We start from the raw sequence: 15,800 nt of genomic DNA, 5'->3' as shown, positions 1-15,800 counted from the left end.
CTATGACTCCTTGGTATGCGCACTGCGGGCTTTCCAGCGGCGCAGCAACAGGGCATTGCTGATCACGCTGACGGAACTGAAGGCCATCGCCGCGCCCGCCACCATGGGGTTGAGCAGGCCGAAGGCGGCCAGCGGAATGCCGATCATATTGTAGATAAATGCCCAGAACAGATTCTGCCGTATCTTGCTGTAAGTGCGGCGCGAGATATCGATGGCATCGGCCACCAGGGCCGGATCGCCACGCATCAGCGTGATGCCGGCCGCATGCATGGCCACATCCGTGCCCGTCGACATGGCGATGCCCACGTCGGCTGCCGCCAGCGCAGGCGCATCGTTGATGCCGTCGCCCACCATGGCCACCCTGGCGCCCGCGTCTTTCAATGCGGTGATTTTAGCGGTTTTATCGGCCGGCAGCATTTTCGCCGCCACCGTATCGATGCCCAGCAGCTTGCCGACGGCGTCGGCGCTGCCCTGGTTATCCCCCGTCAACATCACCGTGCGGATGCCCAGGCTGTGCAGATGGGCAATGGCCGCCTGCGCATTCGGCTTGACCTGGTCGCTGAAGGCGAACAGCCCCAGCAACTGCGTACCCGAGGCCAGCCAGGAAATCGTGTTGCCCGTGTTTTCCAGAGACACCGCCTGTGCCGCCAATGGCGCCATATCCACGTTTAACTCCTGCATCAGGCGCGTGCTGCCCAGTTTCAGGTCCAGGCCGTCGACATTCGCCGCCAGCCCGCGGCCCGGCAAGGCCGACAGGCCCGTGGCCGGCAAGGGTTCGATATGGCGCGCGCTGGCCGCATCCAGCACGGCGGTGGCCAGGCTGTGCTCGCTACCGCGCTGGATGCTGGCCGCCAGTTGCAGCAGCCGTGCATCGTCGATGCCATGCGCATGCAGGGCCGCCAAGGCAGGTTTGCCCACCGTCAGGGTGCCCGTCTTGTCGAACACGACGGTATTGACGGCGTGCGCCACTTCCAGCGCTTCCGCATCCTTGATCAGGATACCGTAGCGGGCCGCCACGCCCGTGCCGGCCATGATGGCCGTCGGCGTGGCCAGGCCCAGCGCGCACGGGCAGGCGATGACCAGCACGGCCACGGCATTGATGATGGCGTTTTCCAGCTCGCCGGTCGCGAACCACCAGCCCAGCATGGTCAGCAGCGCCAACAGCAGCACCACGGGAACAAAAATCGCGCTGACCTTGTCGACCAGATGCTGGATGGGCGCCTTGGCCGCCTGCGCGTCTTCCACCAGGCGGATGATGCGCGACAGGGTCGTCTCGCCGCCCACGGCTTGCGTGCGCACCAGCAACAAACCATCGGCATTGATGGCGCCGCCCGTGACCTTGTCGCCCGGATGCTTATCGACCGGCAAGCTTTCACCGGTGATCAGCGATTCGTTGACTTGGCTGGCGCCTTCCACCACCACGCCATCGACGGCCACCCGTTCACCGGGGCGTATCACCACCAAGTCGCCCACTTTCACCTGTTCCACGGGCAAGTCGATCTCGACGCCGTCGCGGCGCACGCGGGCCGATTCCGGACGCAATACTTGCAGCGCGCGGATGGCCGAGGCCGTTTGGCGCTTGGCGCGGCTTTCCAGCCATTTGCCCAGCAACACCAGCGTGATGACGACGGCTGACGCTTCGAAGTACAGGTGCGGCAGCATCTCGCCCGCCGTCAGCCATTGATAGACGGACAAGCCATACGCGGCGCTCGTGCCCAGTGCCACCAGCAGATCCATATTGCCGCTGCCGGCGCGCGCCGCTTTCCAGCCCGCCTTGTAGAAACGCGCGCCAAAGTAAAACTGCACGGGCGTGGCCAATGCGAATTGCAGAGCGCCGGGCAGCATCAGATGGATGCCGGCCCATTCCAGCAGCATGGGCAGCATCAGGGGGAAGGCCAGCAGGCCGGCAAATACCACCTTGATGCCGTCACGCGATGGCGCTGGCGCACTGGCTACGCCCCCGGCTGGCGCTGGCACGCTGGCCTGGTAGCCGGCAGCGGTGACTGCCGCCACCAGGGTCGAGGCTTCCACGCCGCTGACCGTCACGCGCGCGCTTTCGGTGGCCAGGTTGACGCTGGCGGCAAGCACGCCCGGTACTTTCAGCAGGGCTTTTTCCACCCGGCCCACGCACGAGGCGCACGTCATGTCGGCGATATTCAGGTCGATCTCGCGCTGCGCCACCGCATAGCCGGCCTTGTCCACGGCCGCCTGCAAAGTGGCCAGCGCAACGTTCTGGCTGGACGCCACCCTGGCCGTATCGGTGGCCAGGTTGATGCTGGCGCTGGTCACGCCCGGCACGGCCGCCAGCGCTTTTTCAACACGGGCCACGCACGAGGCGCAGGTCATGCCTTCGACCGTGAACGATTGCAAATAAGGGGAAGCTGGCTGCATGGCGCGGATCCTGTAGACGAGAGATGATGTCTACAGGATCGTCCCTACCATGATGGGAAGGTCAAGCGAAACTTAGCGTACTACGCAGTCGACGTTGTTCGACTTGCCCGGCGTGGGATTGCTGGCGCTCTGGCCCGTGCTGGCATTGAATACCGGCGGCAGCGTAAACGGAATGCCCGGATTGGTCGGCAGCAGCACCGGTGGCTGCCTGAAACTCGGCGTGAAACCGAACTGGCCGGCGGCGATATCGAGCGTGCCGCCTGGATTGCTGACCACGATTTGTCCGGTGGTCACCGACGTGTACAGCCCTGGCGCAAGGGTCGGCCCTGCCGGCGATCCCGCTTTGGGTAGCGACGAGCCTGGTGCCGCATAGCCACCGGCACCGATATATTCGGCAGTGAAATAAGTGCCGCGAATGCCGATGGTGGCGACCGGCGTCTTCAGGGAAAACTTTTCCTTGCTGCGCTTGCCCAGCAGGCCCGACAGCGAACGCAAACCTCCCTTGACCAGGTTGAACGAGGCCCGGTCGCCCTCGGGCTGCTCGGCCTGGTAAGCGAACTGCTCGACAACGAAGGTGGTACCAGGCTTCAGGGTGATCTCGCTGTTGTCGATGAATTTCACCAGGGCATAGGTGTTTTTCTCCGTCACCAGCGTATCGCCCGCCTCCACCTCGGACTTGAGCGACAATATCTTGACCTTGCCGTCGGTCTTTTTCGCCAGCATCGGCCCGCTCAACTGCGTCACCGTGCCCGCCACCTGGGCGAACGCATGCAGGCTCATGCTCATCAGCACCAGCCACAGCATGGCGCCGGCCAGCATCGGCCTAGTTGCAATAGGTCTTCTTGATACTTTTTTGAAGTTCATCTGGTGCTTCCTTCGTCGATTCTTTGGATGTGGCTCTCGCCAGCGGTGGCGTGCCCACGTTGTTGGGCTTAGTGAGCTGGTTGAGCGGATTGTATTGCTCACTGAACGCCGGCAAGGTATTGCCGGCGCTGATGATGGTGCTTGGCGGCACCACGGGCGTCGTCACCGGCTGGGCCACCAGCACCGAGGCCGGCACGTTGACCCGGCCATTCGGCGCCAGCAGCGACACGGGCGCACCGCGGCTGTTGATGCGCACGGTCCCGGCGGCGGTCAGGTCGCCGTTTTTCGCCAGCACATTGATAGCGCCCGTGGCCTGCACATCGAGGGTGGCTGCGCCGGCAAAAGTGACGCCGGTGCCGGCCGTGACCGCGATGGCGCGCGCCGCATTGACGCGCGCGCCATCGCCGAAGGCCACGTCCGTGCTGGCGTCGACGGTCACGTCGTTGCCGTTGATGGCGCCCTGCACGGTGACGGGGCTGTGTGCGATCAGGCTCACATTGCCGCTATTGGTATTGATCGCATGGCTTTCGATGCCGCCCGTGCTTTCGATGCGCACATCACCGGCGCCGGTCGCCAGGCGACCCAGCACCAGCATGTCAGGCGCGCTGGTGCTGGTCAAGGCAATGCCGCCGGCGCCGCTGTTGCCGGCGCTGAAGTTCTTGACACGGTTGCCGGCGTCGTTCAGCACGGTACCGGTTTGCGATTGCGTGGCCAGGCTGCCGGCAACCACGGCGCCGCTCTGGCTGATGGCGCCCGCGCCAGCGTTCAGGCTGATGGCATTGGCGGTCAAGGCCGCGAAACGCAGGTCGCCGGTGGCCTGGGTCACGGCCAGGTTGCCGCCGATATGGATGGCGCCGGCGCTCTGGCTGAAGCTGTTGCTGACCGTCATATTGCCCAGGCCACCCAGCAAGCCGCCGGTCTGCGCATAGTTGGCCACCGTCAGCGCATTGTTGACCAGCAGGCTGCCGCCGGTGAGGTTCAGGCCGCCGCGCGAGCTCAAGCGATCAAGCACGGTGTCGCCGGCCGCCGCCGTGTACACCACGTTGCCGGTGCTGGCCGCGAAATCGGCCGCCAGCACATTGGCGCCGCTTGGCGCCACGCCGCCTTCCCAGTTGGCGGCGTCGCTCCACAAGCCACCGGCCGCGCCGATCCAGGTCGACAGGGCGCGCTGGGCAATGCTGGCCTGAGCCACGCCGCCGGTCGAGTTCAAAGCGTAGTTGCCGGCATCCGCGCCCGACAGGCCAAAGCCGCTGACATTGACCGTCTTGCCGCTGCCATAGTTGCGGTCGGCAAACGTGCCGCTGCCGCCCACCAGGCTGACGGCATCCTGGCCGATCACGCCCGCCACGGTAGCGCTGACATTGGCCAATTGCGTGCCGTCGTACACCTTGTCGCTGGCGCTGACGCTGGCCAGGGTCAATGCCGCGCGGGCAATAGTGGCCGTGGTCGCACCAGTCGTGTTGGCCAGGCGGTAGTTACCAGCATCGTTACCGGACAGGCTGGCATTCTGTACCGTGATCGTCTTGCCGCTGCCGGCATTCTTGTCGGCAAACGCCGCGCTGGCCGATGCGCTCAGCACATCGCCGGCGATGCGGTCGTCGCTGATCGCCACCTGCGCGCCGGTCACGCCGTCATACACCTTGTCGACACCCGTATAGCCCAGGTTCAGCGCACGCTGCGCGATGCTGGCCATTGCCGTGCCACCGGTCGTGCCCAAGGTGTAATTGCTTGCGTCAAGGCCGGACAGGCTGGCGTTCTGCACCGTCACGACTTTGTTGCTGCCGGCATTCTTGTCGGCAAATGCGCCGCTGGCCGTTGCCGTCAGCACGTCGTTGGCGATACGGTTGTCGGTGATGGCGAGCGTGGCGGCGGTATTGCCGTCGTAGGTCTTGCCGGCGGCCGCAAAGCCCAGCGCCAGTTCGCGCTGGGTGATGGCGGCGCTGGTGGCGCCGGTGCTCGAGGTGAGCACATAGTTGGCGGCATCGGTGCCGGACAGGCTGGCGTTTTGTACCGTCACAACCTTGTTGCTGCCGGCATTCTTGTCAGCAAATGCACCGGACGCCGTTGCCGTCAGCACGTCGTTGGCAATACGGTTGTCGGTGATGGCGAGCGTGGCGGCGGTGTTGCCGTCATAGGTCTTGCCCGCTGCCGCAAAGCCCAATGCCAGTTCGCGTTGCGTGATGGTGGCGCTGCTGGCGCCGGTGGTCGAGGCCAGCACATAGTTGGCGGCATCGGTGCCGGACAGGCTGGCGTTTTGCACCGTCACGACTTTGTTGCTGCCGGCATTCTTGTCGGCAAATGCACCGGACGCTGTTGCCGTCAGCACGTCGTTGGCGATACGGTTGTCGGTAATCGTCAATGACGCGGCGGTGTTGCCGTCATAGGTCTTGCCCGCTGCCGCAAAGCCCAATGCCAGTTCGCGCTGGGTGATGGCGGCGCTGGTGGCGCCGGTGCTCGAGGCCAGCACATAGTTGGCGGCATCGGTGCCGGACAGGCTGGCGTTGCGCACCGTCACGACCTTGTTGCTGCCGGCATTCTTGTCGGCGAATGCACCGGACGCCGTTGCCGTCAGCACGTCGTTGGCGATACGGTTGTCGGTGATGGCGAGCGTGGCGGCGGTGTTGCCGTCATAGGTCTTGCCTGCTGCCGCAAAGCCCAATGCCAGTTCGCGCTGGGTGATGGCGGCGCTGGTGGCGCCGGTGCTCGAGGTGAGCACATAGTTGGCGGCATCGGCACCGGACAGGCTGGCGTTCTGCACCGTCACGACTTTGTTGCTGCCCGCATTCTTGTCGGCGAATGCACCGGACGCCGTTGCCGTCAGCACGTCGTTGGCGATACGATTATCGGTAATCGTCAGTGACGCGGCGGTGTTGCCGTCATAGGTCTTGCCGGCGGCCGCAAAGCCCAATGCCAGTTCGCGCTGGGTGATGGCGGCGCTGGTGGCGCCGGTGCTCGAGGTGAGCACATAGTTGGCGGCATCCGCACCGGACAGCCTGGCGTCTTGCACCGTCACGACTTTGTTGCTGCCCGCATTCTTGTCGGCAAATGCACCGGACGCCGTTGCCGTCAGCACGTCGTTGGCGATACGGTTATCGGTAATCGTCAATGACGCGGCGGTATTGCCGTCATAGGTCTTGCCCGCGGCCGCAAAGCCCAGCGCCAGTTCGCGTTGCGTGATGGTGGCGCTGGTGGCGCCGGTGGTCGAGGCCAGCACATAGTTGGCGGCATCGGTGCCGGACAGGCTGGCGTTGCGCACCGTCACGACCTTGTTGCTGCCGGCATTCTTGTCGGCAAATGCACCGGACGCTGTTGCCGTCAGCACGTCGTTGGCGATACGGTTGTCGGTGATGGCGAGCGTGGCGGCGGTGTTGCCGTCATAGGTCTTGCCCGCTGCCGCAAAGCCCAGCGCCAGTTCGCGTTGCGTGATGGTGGCGCTGGTGGCGCCGGTGGTCGAGGTGAGCACATAGTTGGCGGCATCGGTGCCGGACAGGCTGGCGTCTTGCACCGTCACGACTTTGTTGCTGCCCGCATTCTTGTCGGCAAATGTGCCGCTGGCCGTTGCCGTCAGCACGTCGTTGGCGATACGGTTGTCGGTGATGGCGAGCGTGGCGGCGGTGTTGCCGTCATAGGTCTTGCCCGCGGCAGTGAAGCCCAATGCCAGTTCGCGTTGCGTGATGGCGGCGCTGGCGGCGCCGGTGGTCGAGGCCAGCACATAGTTGGCGGCATCGGTGCCGGACAGGCTGGCGTTTTGCACCGTCACGACTTTGTTGCCGCCGGCATTCTTGTCGGCAAATGCACCGGACGCTGTTGCCGTCAGCACGTCGCCGGCAATACGGTTGTCGGTGATGGCGAGCGTGGCGGCGGTGTTACCGTCATAGGTCTTGCCGGCGGCCGCAAAGCCCAGCGCCAGTTCGCGTTGCGTAATGGTGGCGCTGCTGGCGCCGGTGGTCGAGGCCAGCACATAGTTGGCCGCATCGGTGCCGGACAGGCTGGCGTTTTGCACCGTCACGACTTTGTTGCTGCCGGCATTCTTGTCGGCAAATGCACCGGACGCTGTTGCCGTCAGCACGTCGTTGGCGATACGATTATCGGTAATCGTCAATGACGCGGCGGTGCCACCGTCATAGGTCTTGCCCGCGGCAGTGAAGCCCAGCGCCAGTTCGCGTTGCGTGATGGTGGCGCTGGTGGCGCCGGTGGTCGAGGCGAGCACATAGTTGGCGGCATCGGTGCCGGACAGGCTGGCGTTTTGCACCGTCACGACTTTGTTGCTGCCGGCATTCTTGTCGGCAAATGCACCGGACGCTGTTGCCGTCAGCACGTCGTTGGCGATACGGTTATCGGTAATCGTCAATGACGCGGCGGTATTGCCGTCATAGGTCTTGCCGGCTGCCGCAAAGCCCAATGCCAGTTCGCGCTGGGTGATGGTGGCGCTGGTGGCGCCGGTGGTCGAGGCCAGCACATAGTTGGCCGCATCGGTGCCGGACAGGCTGGCGTTCTGTACCGTCACGACTTTGTTGCCGCCGGCATTCTTGTCAGCGAATGCGCCGCTGGCCGTTGCCGTCAGCACGTCGTTGGCGATACGATTATCGGTAATCGTCAATGACGCGGCGGTGTTGCCGTCATAGGTCTTGCCCGCGGCCGCAAAGCCCAGCGCCAGTTCGCGCTGGGTAATGGTGGCGCTGCTGGCGCCGGTGCTCGAGGCCAGCACATAGTTGGCCGCATCGGTGCCGGACAGGCTGGCGTTCTGTACCGTCACGACTTTGTTGCTGCCGGCATTCTTGTCGGCGAATGCACCGGACGCCGTTGCCGTCAGCACGTCGTTGGCGATACGGTTGTCGGTGATGGCGAGCGTGGCGGCGGTGTTGCCGTCGTAGACTTTATTGGCGCCGGCAAAGGCCAGGTTCAAGGCACGTTGCGTGATCTCGGCCGTGCCGATGGCGGTGGCAGCCAGGCTGTAGTTGCCCATCGCGCTGCCGGACAAGGTCAGTTCGCTGACATTGACGGCCTTGTCGCTGCCGGCGTTCTTGTCGACGAACTGCGCGCTGCCGGTCACGCCCACGGTATCGCCGCTGACCGTGTTACCCAGGCTGAAGGTCGCGTTGGCAAAACCGAGCTGACCGTCATACACCTTGCTGCCGCCCACGCTGACCGTCAACGCGCGCGGCGTGATGGCCAGGGTGGTCGTGCCGCCCAGACTGATGTCGTACTTGGTCGACCACAGGCCAGTCACATCGTAGTTGCCCACATTGCGCGCCGACTGAAAGCCCAGGCTGCCGTTGGCCGCCGTGTCGCCATCGAGCAAGCCCAGATAGGCGAGCGTGCCGTTGAAGCTGGCGAACTGTCCATCGTAGACCTGGCTGGCAGGCTGGCCCTCCGCCGTCACTTGCAGCGGCTTCAGAAAAGCCTTCAGCATCGGCGTCGTGTAGCCGTCATAGATGCGCCAGATGGGCGAGGCGCCGAAGGCAAAACCGTCAAAGCTCGACCGGCGCGACATCTGCGCCGCCGTGCGGCCGATGCTGGTACCGCCATCGCCCGCCTGGCCGGAGCTGTCGATATTCCAGTAGGTGCTCGCCAAGGCGCCGCTATTGCTGCCGACCAAGCCGCCCACCGCACTGAAGCCCCCGCCAGCGATGGCGCCGCTGGCATAGGCATTGCTGATGCTGCCCGTGTTTTCGCCAGCCAGGCCGCCGATATGCTCGCGCGTGATCCCGGCATCCGCATTGCCGGCCGCCCCGACCGCGCCGGTCGCGTAGACATCAGCCAGCGTACCCTGGTTGCTGCCCACCAGGCCGCCCAGATTGCGTGCGCCGCTGACGCCGCCGCTGGCGTACGACACGGCAATGCGGCCCTGGTTGATGCCCGCCAGGCCGCCGACGCCATCCTGGCCGGTCACGCTCATGCTGCTTTGCACCTGCTCTATCGTGCCGCCCGCAGCGACCACACCGGCCACGGCGCCCACATTGTTGTTGCCGCTGGCATTGCCACCCAGCAGACTCAACTGGCGCACCGTGCCTGTCGTGCCGTTACCCAGCTTGCCGAAAAGACCGGTGTTCAGATTGCCGTTCGGCGCGCTCTCGCCGTGGATCTGCAAGCCGCTGACGGCATAGCCGGCGCCGTCCAGCACCCCGGAAAAACCGCCCGAATCGCTATGCGCGATGGGACGAAAACCGGCGCCGTCATTCCAGGCGCCCGTGCCGCTGGCGTCGATATTGCCGGCCAGGCGATAACTGTTACTCAGGTCCAGGCTGGCGATGCCTTGCAAGCCATACACGTCGGCGATGACATACGGTGCGCCCGCGCTGCCGTCACCGTTTGTAGCGCGCAAAAAACTGGCGCCGGGAGCGATGATGAAATTGCCTGCTAAAAAGGCTGGCAGGCCGGTCGTATTTTGCGTCCAGGTGCCGCTGCCCAACCTGAAGGTCGCCCCCACATTGACGGCGCCCGCGGCACTCACTGTCGATCCCGCAGTGAGGCTCAGGCTACCGGCCACAGCTAGCGCATGCTCGATCGCGATGGCGCCGCCCGTCACCAGCTGCAAGGTAGCCGGCCCCGTGGCGCCGCTCGCCACCGTCACCGCCTGGTCGACGCCGATGGCGCCTGTCATGGCGGCATGGCCGAGCGTGAGGTTCGCTGCGGAAATGGCATTCAGGTCGGCGCTGGACAGGCTGAGTTTGCCAACCGCCTTGCTGCCGAGATTGATTTCACGGTTGGCCGACTGCGCGCGCAAGGTCACCGCAGCGCCGCCCGCCTCACCGCCGTAGGCCACGCCGCCCTGCAAATTCATGTTATCAGCCTGCAACAGCAATGTCTGCCCCACCGCCGTGCCGACGATCTGTCCGCCGCTGCCATTGAGGACGATGCGTCCGTCGAATTTATTGGCGCGCAGTTCCGCATTGCCGCCGCCGACATCCAAGCTGCCCGCCACGCCGAAGACGATATCGGCGCCCGTCAGCGCAACGCGGCCGCCCTGGCTGGAGAGGGCAGCATCGACATGCAAGACGGCCGAGCTGCCTTGTGCCGTGGCGCCGCCATTGTCGTTGGCCGACAGGATCAGCGCGCCGCCGTTGGTGGTAATGGCCTGGTTGACGTTGATGCTGTTGCCAGCCTGCGCCGTGAGTTCCACGCCGGCCTCGGTGATGGCGACGGCTGCATTGAAGTTGATGTCGTGCTGCGCCTGCAGCAGCACATTGCTGGCGGCCGCCGAAATCAGGCCGGCGCCGATAGTGGTGGTGCCCGTCGTCGGCGCAGCCGCAAAATCATTGACGCCGCTCAGCGCGCCGCCATTGCCGGTGACCACGTCGATGTCATACGGATCGAGCAGCCAGTCGCCCGTCTTGCCGCGCGCCGCGCGGGCGCGCGTATCGACCCTGGCGCCATCGACAGCCAGGTAATGACCTGACGTTTCCACCAGGCCGCCATTGCCGCCGGCCGCGCCGCCGCGCGCCGAAATGCTGCCGAACACGCGCGCCGTCTCGTTGCCCCAGACGATGACCTTGCCGCCGTCGCCGCGTTGAATCGCGTCGGCGGCGATGGTGGCATCCTTGCTGACCGCCACCTGGCGCGCATTGGCAATCGCCAGGTTCTTGCCCTGGTAGTCGCCGCCCAGCAGCACCGTGCCGCCGCCCGTGGCGCCGCTGGCGTCCACTCTGGCGTTGCCTTGCATGCCGACCTGGTCGCCCAGCACCGTAATCTCGCCGCCCTTGCCCGCCGCACTGGTGGCGCTGGTGACGCTGCCATTTTCCAGCAATGTTTTGCCGGTGGCCTTCAGCACGATCTTGCCATTCTCTCCCACCACCGCGCTATTGGCGTTGAGCACGCCACGCTGGTTCAGCAGCGCGCCGGCCATGCCGATGCGCCCGCCCTGCGCCACGATCTGGCCCACATTGATGGCCTGGTCCGCGGGGGCCGATAGCACCACGCGCAAGTCGGGGTTGGCGGCGTCGGCCAGTTGCACGCTGTGGCCGGCGGCCAGCAGCACGTCACCGTTCGGCGCGGTGATGATGCCGCTGTTTTCCACGTTCGGCGCGATCAGCAGAATCTGCCCGCCGCTGCCGGCATGGATGGTTCCCTGGTTGATGACGGCGCCGGCCTGCTCGCCGGCATTGAAATGCATCTTGCCGGCCAGGAAATCCTGGTTCGACAGCGCCAGGCTGGACGCAACCAGGCCCGCCACGTCGACCCGCGCATCGCGGCCGAACAGCACGCCGTTCGGATTGATCAGGAAGACCTTGCCGTTCGATTCCAGGGAGCCAAGGATCTTGCTGGGGTCTTGTCCCGTAATGCGGTTGAGTACGCTACTACCGGCGTTTTGCTGGAGAAAACGCGTGATTTCGCCCGGATTGACGGAAAAGCTTTGCCAGTTGATGATGGTATTGGGCGTGTTCGTGATCGTAAACAGATTGCCGTGCTGGTTGAACGTGGCCTGGCCATGCACCACTTGCGGCAAGACCGGATTGGCGTGGGCGGCGCTGAAACAGGCGGCGATCAGGAGCGCCAGCGCGGTGCGGCGCAGCGGCGGCTCGACAGGGCCGCCGGCAGGCACGCTGCGCAATGGTTTTTGTTGGGTCATGGTGTTTTATCCTTGGAACTCAATACATCAGTACGACAGCGCAACTCTGAAATGCAGGCGGTTGGCGTCGCGGCGCCCCGTCTGGCCGGGGTTGACCACATGCGCATAGTCCAGTTGCAGGTTGGCGTAGCGGTTCAGCAGGATGCGCAGGCCCAGGCCCGCCGAGCCGATCGCCATGCTGTCGATTTCGCCGGGCAAGCCGTGATTGCGGCGCACCCAGGCCGTGTCATAAAACGCCAGCGCGCGGCACTGGTAGCCGCCATCGCCGCACCAGTTCGGCGTGTACAGTTCCAGATTCAGGTTGGCGCCGGAATCGTTCGCCACTTCGCGTTCCAGGAAGCCGCGCACGGTGGCCGCGCCGCCGACGCCGAACTGCTCGCCCGGCACCAGCGCATCGGGCGTGTACTGGCCGTTGAACAACGCGCGCCATTGCCAGTCGTTGTCCAGCACCTGGGCATGACTGGCGCTCAGGCGCAAGGTGCTGTAGCCGGCCTTGGCGCCAAAACGTGCCAGCGTAAAATCCGGCTGGCTGCCATTCTTGCCGCCGGGAATATTGCGCGCCAGGGTCAGGCCCACGCTGGCCTCGCCACGTGGCAAGCTCCAGGCGCCGATATAGGCGATGCTGACGGGGTGCACCGTCACGTTGGTGCCCAGCTCCATGCCGAAGAACTGCAGGCTGTTGCGGTAGGCCTTGAAGTCCAGGCCATACACCAGCTTGGGTTCATAGTTGTCGCGCTTGCCGAAGTTCTGGTTGTAGCGCGCGCCGGCGGTGGTGCCGCGGCCGCTGACGGCCAGGTCGAAGATACCGGCCGCGACGCTGCCCGAATCGACGTTCGAATAACTGGCAAAAAAGTCCAGCGAGTCGCCCAGCGCATACAGCGGCACGTGGTAGCCGAGGCCGTACACACCGACCTGATTGGCGTGCTCGAGCGAGGTGGTGTATTGCAGGCTGGCTACATGATCGCGGCCCCACAGGTTGGCATGCTGCAGCACCACGCTGGCGTGGGTCTTGCCGGAGTCCTTGCTGCCGGTATTGTCGAGGTTGAGCGTGGCTTTCCAGGCGCGTTCGTCCGCCACCGCGATGCTGGCGTCGACCGTGCCGTCGGCCTCGCCGGTAGCCAGCTTGACTTCGAGCTTGCGGGCCGGATTTTCATTCGCCAGCTTCAGGCTTTGCCCCAGGGCCGGCATGTTCGGCGTCTGCCCTTCGACCAGGGCCGGCAAGGCGCGCCGTACATTGGCGTCATCGACATACCGGTTGCCGCTGATGACCACCTTGCCAACCCGCGTCTGCACCACTTCCAGACGCACGGCGCCATGCGCCAGCTCCTGTTCCGGCAAGGCCACCTGCACCAGGGTGTAGCCGCGCGCGCGGTAGGCGTTTTCCAGCGCCTCGACGGCTTGCTGAATGGCGCCAAAGTCGCGCTGCGGGCCGGCGAACGGCGCCACCAGCGATTGCACCAGTTGCGGCCCCAGCAGGGTGTCGCCGCTGACCTCGTAGCTGGCGATATCAAACAGCGGAACGGCCATGTCGGCGGCGGGGGTTTGGGCGTTTGCGCATGCCGCGCAGAACAACAGCGCGGAACCTGCAAGCAGGCGCACCAGACGATAATTCATGAGAGAGAGTTCTTGTGGTTGCATGGCCAGCCAGGCGCGGCTGGGCCATCAATTAATTAAAAGCAAAGTTTAGACGGATTTTGATTTCCAGTCAGAAATATCTCCGCTGGCGATGCTTACTTGGTCTGGAAGTTGGTCACACCATCCCAGTCTTCGCCAGGCGGCGTTGCGCGATACTGGCGCAGGCGTCCGGCGTACAGCCGGCGCAGCCCATCGTCTGGCAGTTCCGATAAAATTGCCTCTGCGCCATCCCAATCCAGCGCACGCAGCAGTTCCAGCACGCGCGACCAACGCGCCAGGAGCGCCAGTTCGCCGGCATCGGCTTCGGCCAGCAGGCAGCGCGGCTCGAAAATGGCCACCGGTTCGGTCTTGCCCTTGACCCGCACGCGGTCCAGTTCGCGGTAGGCGAATTGCGGCGCCTGCGCACGCGTGAATTCGCTCACGGCGATGCCCACGCCATACACCTTGGTCATGCCTTCCAGGCGCGCGCCCAGGTTGACGGCGTCGCCCATCACGGTATACGCGCGGCGGATGCGCGAGCCCATGTCGCCCACATGCATCAGGCCACTGTTGAGGCCGATGCCGATCTGCAGCGGCGGCCAGCCGCGCGCCTGGAATTGCTGGTTCAAACGACCTGCGCTGCGCTGCATCAGCAGGGCGCTGGCCACGGCACGGCCCGCATGGTCGGGAAACGCCACCGGCGCCCCCCAGAACGCCATCACGGCGTCGCCGATATATTTGTCCAGCGTGCCACCGTGGCTGTCGCGGATGTCTTCCGACATGGCCGTCAGGTACAGGTTGATATATTCACGCAACTGCTGCGGCGTCATCTGTTCCGAAATGGCCGTAAAGCCGCGCACGTCGGCAAACAACACCGTCAGTTCGCGGCTCTCGCCCTCCATGCTGTAGCGGTCGGGATTGTCGGCCATCTGCGCCACCAGTTCCGGCGCCACGTACTGGCCGAAGCGCGCCACCAGCGCCCTGCCCTTGCGCACTTCGAAAAAATAGCCCCAGGCCAGATTGGCGACGAACAGCGCCGCGATCAACAACAGCAACACGGCAACATCGAGCGCCGCGTCGAAGTAGCGATACAAGCACCAGTTCAAGCCCAGCGCGCCGGCCAGCGCCGCGCCGGCCAGCAACACGGCCGCCGCCGGCGTGGCCAGCGCCAGTGCGCCGCCGAGCAGCAAGCCCACCAGCACCACCTGGCCGAACTCGATCGCCAGCGCATAGTCGGGACGCGACTTGAAATGGCCGTCAAGGATGGATTTGATCAGGTTGGCGTGCACTTCCACACCGGGAAACTCGGCGTTGACGGGCGTGGCGCGAATATCGTTCAGGCCGGCGGCTGTGGTGCCCACCAGCACGATGGCGCCGTGCAGCACGTCCGTCGGCACCGCCCCCGTCAGCACGTCGGCCGCCGACACATAGCGGAAGGCGCCACCGTCCGGGCCGCCCTTGCCGCGAAACTCGATGGTGGTGGTCAAGGCTTCGCCGACCGGGATATCGAGGCGTCCGCGCGGCGTAAATACGGCGATGCGGTCCAGGCCGCCGTGCTCGCGCTCGGCCTCGGACAACGTGTCGGCGGTCTGGCCGAACACGGGCGCGATCGCGCGCGCCTTCAGGTACACGCTGGCCGTGGCCAGCGACAGCGACGGGTAATACGCGTCGCCGATGCGCGCAAGCAGGGTCGATGAGCGCAGCACGCCGTCGCTGTCGGTCAGGGCCGTGAAGATGCCGGCCCCTTGCGCCGCCTGTTGCAGCTGCGCCAGGTTGGCTGCATAGCCGGGCGACGTAAACGCCGTCACCGTGCGCCCGTTCAGGTCGGCTAGCGTAAAGGCAGGCTTGGGCAGCATGCCTTTCTTTTGCCGGTCCGACACGCTATAGCCCAGCACCACCGGCTGGCCGCGCATCGCCTCGGCAAACAGGGCGTCGTAATCCATCTGCGGTTTCAGGCGTTCCAGCTGCTCGCTCAAGCCCGGCACGCCGGCCAGTTCGCCCTTGGCCAGGTCGGCCAGCACGCCATAGCCGGAACTGCTGTCGGGTTCGGGAAACGAGATATCGAAGCCGACCGCGGCCACGCCATAGCGGCCCGTCAATTGCGTCACCAGCCGCGCCTGCACGTCGCGGCCCCACGGATAGCGGCCGATCTGGTTCAGGCTTTTTTCATCGATATCGACGATCACGATGCGCTTGTCGAGCTGCGGCGCTTCGGCACGCATGCGCATGTCGCCCAGCATGGCGTCCAGCCGGCCCAGGGTATCGACGCCGAACAGGCCGATGCTGGCGCAGGCGGCCAGCAGCGTCAACAGCGCGCCCAGCAACAGCCGCGCGCCATGCTTTTTCATTGCCGCAAGCCAGC

The 15,800-nt window shown here is 65.3% G+C and carries 5 protein-coding genes; all 5 read right to left on the bottom strand.

The window, feature by feature from the left end:
• A complete protein-coding gene (locus tag ACP7DW_RS13650; protein ID WP_426057163.1) occupies positions 1–2,391 on the bottom strand; it encodes a heavy metal translocating P-type ATPase in 2,391 nt (796 codons plus the stop codon).
• A 72-nt stretch (positions 2,392–2,463) separates the two neighbouring features.
• The gene (locus tag ACP7DW_RS13645; protein WP_426085213.1) at positions 2,464–3,210 is read right to left on the bottom strand and encodes a FecR family protein; all 747 of its coding nucleotides are present in this window, start codon (positions 3,208–3,210) and stop codon (positions 2,464–2,466) included.
• Positions 3,211–3,214: 4 nt separating this feature from the next.
• Entirely contained in the window at positions 3,215–11,824 is an 8,610-nt protein-coding gene (locus tag ACP7DW_RS13640; RefSeq protein WP_426085153.1) for a YDG domain-containing protein, read from the bottom strand.
• 27 nt (positions 11,825–11,851) lie between these two features.
• Positions 11,852–13,438, bottom strand: a complete 1,587-nt coding sequence (locus ACP7DW_RS13635; RefSeq protein ID WP_426055516.1) for a ShlB/FhaC/HecB family hemolysin secretion/activation protein — start codon at positions 13,436–13,438, stop codon at positions 11,852–11,854.
• 116 nt (positions 13,439–13,554) lie between these two features.
• Positions 13,555–15,786 (bottom strand): CHASE2 domain-containing protein, encoded by a 2,232-nt coding sequence (locus ACP7DW_RS13630; protein WP_426055517.1) that lies wholly within the window; start codon positions 15,784–15,786, stop codon positions 13,555–13,557.
• Between the last annotated feature and the right edge of the window lie 14 nt (positions 15,787–15,800).

It is taken from the genome of Janthinobacterium sp. PSRC1-1 (assembly GCF_049897525.1).
Classification (GTDB): Bacteria; Pseudomonadota; Gammaproteobacteria; order Burkholderiales; family Burkholderiaceae_D; genus Janthinobacterium; species Janthinobacterium tructae.
This window is presented reverse-complemented; position numbering and strand designations above follow the sequence as displayed.

What these genes read in the sequence shown, in the direction of transcription:
- ACP7DW_RS13635 (WP_426055516.1), bottom strand. Translation starts at nt 13,438, where the DNA reads ATGAATTATCGTCTGGTGCGCCTGCTTGCAGGTTCCGCGCTGTTGTTC.
- ACP7DW_RS13640 (WP_426085153.1), bottom strand. Translation starts at nt 11,824, where the DNA reads ATGACCCAACAAAAACCATTGCGCAGCGTGCCTGCCGGCGGCCCTGTC.
- ACP7DW_RS13645 (WP_426085213.1), bottom strand. Translation starts at nt 3,210, where the DNA reads ATGCTGGCCGGCGCCATGCTGTGGCTGGTGCTGATGAGCATGAGCCTG.
- ACP7DW_RS13630 (WP_426055517.1), bottom strand. Translation starts at nt 15,786, where the DNA reads ATGAAAAAGCATGGCGCGCGGCTGTTGCTGGGCGCGCTGTTGACGCTG.
- ACP7DW_RS13650 (WP_426057163.1), bottom strand. Translation starts at nt 2,391, where the DNA reads ATGCAGCCAGCTTCCCCTTATTTGCAATCGTTCACGGTCGAAGGCATG.